Genomic DNA, 1,938 nt, shown 5'->3' on the forward strand with positions numbered 1-1,938 from the left:
GCCCGTACCGGAATAGCCCTGCGGGGCAGGGCCTGTGCCGGAGGCGACGGGAGCGACGCTGAACGGTCAGGCGTCGCTCAGACCCAGAGCATATGCACCGCCACCGCGACCATCAGACCGCCGAAGACCCGCCCCTGTATCCTTAATGCCTGGTCCGAGGTGAAGCGCCCCAGAATCAGTTGTCCGCCGTAGATCCACGGGAAGTGGCAGACGATGCCCACCAGCAGAAAGGCGCCCGTCAGCAGCAGCACCTGAGGCGCCAGTGCCCGATCCGGCTGCAGGAACTGGGCGAACATGACCGCCACCATCGAGTGGATCTTGACGTTCAGCAGTACGGCGACGATGCCGCTGACCAGCCCCATGCGCTCCACCGTCTGGGGCTTGGCACCAGGTGCTGCGGAACGGAAGAAGCCCCAGGCCAGATACAGCACGTAGGCCGCCCCCGCCCACAGCATCAGCGTATGGCTCTGCGGATACTCCAGGAGCAGGGCTCCGAAACCCAGGCCGTACAACAGGCACAGCAGCACATTGCCGATCTCGAACCCCAACCAGAACAGCCCGGTACCCCGCACCCCGAAACGAGCACCGGACAGGGCCAGCACCGTGTTCCCCGGCCCCGGACTGATGACCATCGGTACCGCAAACCCGAGAAACACCGCAACCAGCTCAAGTGCCATGACACCCTCTCATTTATCGAACGATTTCAGAGAGTTAACCGGCGTTTTCAGCGGCGGGGAAATGATCTAATCTCGGGCATTGGATAAATACAGCTAATGGAAGAGGCTCATGCGCCGTCTGCCGCCGCTGGGAGCAGTCCGCGCATTCGAAGCTGCCGCCCGCCACCTGCATTTCACCCGTGCCGCCGATGAACTGGCGGTGACCCAGGCCGCCATCAGCCATCAGGTACGCCTGCTGGAGGAATGGCTGGGCCAACCCCTGTTCGAACGGCGAGGCCGGGTGCTGGCCCTGACCCCTACAGGGGCCGCCTACCTGAACGACCTGACGCCGGCGCTGGACCGTATCGCCGCGGCCAGCGCCACGGCCCGGCGCCCAGCCAATGGCCCGGTGCGGATGAGCGTACTGCCGTCGCTGGCCTCACGCTGGCTGATGCCACACCTTCCCGCGCTCCAGGCCGCCCACCCGGAGATCGACCTGCAACTGACCACCACCGCCGAGCTGTGGGATGGCAAGGACAACCGTTTCGACCTCGGTTTGAGGTCAGGCCCCGGCGGTTGGCCCGGCCTGAACAGTGCCTTGCTGGCCACGGAAATCCTGAGCCCGGTGTGCAGCCCGGCCCAGCGGCAGGCCCTGCCAACGCCCTGCACCCCCGCCGACCTGCTGGGTCATCGCCTGCTGCACGACACCCCGAAAGGAAACTGGAGCCGCTGGTTCAGCGCTGCCGGTCACCCTGACCTGGCGGTGCCCGCCGGATTGAACCTGAGCGATTCCGCCCTCGCCCTCCAGGCCGCCGCAGACGGACAGGGCATCGCGCTGGGGCGCCTGTTTCTGGCGGCGGGCGACTTGCGCGCCGGGCGTCTGCTCATGCCCTGCCCGCAGCTACGGATTCCCAACGACTACGCCTACTGGCTGGTCTGGCCAGCGCGCCATGACGCGAACCCGGCCATCACCGCGGTGAGGGAGTGGATATGCGCCACTGCGCAGGCGGAACGCGCAGCCCTGGAACAGGTTCTGGCCGAGCATTAACTGCCGGCGCAGCGTACGCCAGGGACCTGGCCTGGCGAGCCAGGCTTTGCTCGAAAATGATGCTGCGTTGAGACGCGCTCAGAATGCTCGTTCACAGCACGCAGACTGCGCTTCCTCGGGCGATTGCGCGGGGCCGCCATCGCGATTGCCTGACTTTAGCTCGACGACTTTTCGCCCCGAGCCCAAGTATTCCCTACAGCAGACGCTGCCGCGTGCTGGCGATCAGGCGGTGTA

2 protein-coding genes are annotated in these 1,938 nt (G+C 66.2%); one reads left to right on the forward strand and one right to left on the reverse strand.

Features of this window, described 5'->3' with window-relative positions; all coding sequences use genetic code 11:
• Positions 1 to 77: 77 nt before the first annotated feature.
• Positions 78 to 677, reverse strand: a complete 600-nt coding sequence (locus J0A65_RS22725; protein ID WP_175254426.1) for a LysE family translocator — start codon at positions 675 to 677, stop codon at positions 78 to 80.
• Positions 678 to 786: 109 nt separating this feature from the next.
• Here J0A65_RS22725 and gcvA point away from each other — a divergent pair, with 109 nt between their 5' ends.
• Positions 787 to 1,704: a transcriptional regulator GcvA gene (gene gcvA / locus J0A65_RS22730; RefSeq protein WP_150607520.1), complete on the forward strand. Its 918-nt coding sequence runs from the start codon at positions 787 to 789 to the stop codon at positions 1,702 to 1,704.
• The last annotated feature ends 234 nt before the right edge of the window (positions 1,705 to 1,938 follow it).

The organism is Bowmanella yangjiangensis, from assembly GCF_017255015.1.
GTDB classification, from domain to species: Bacteria; Pseudomonadota; Gammaproteobacteria; order Enterobacterales; family Alteromonadaceae; genus Bowmanella; species Bowmanella yangjiangensis.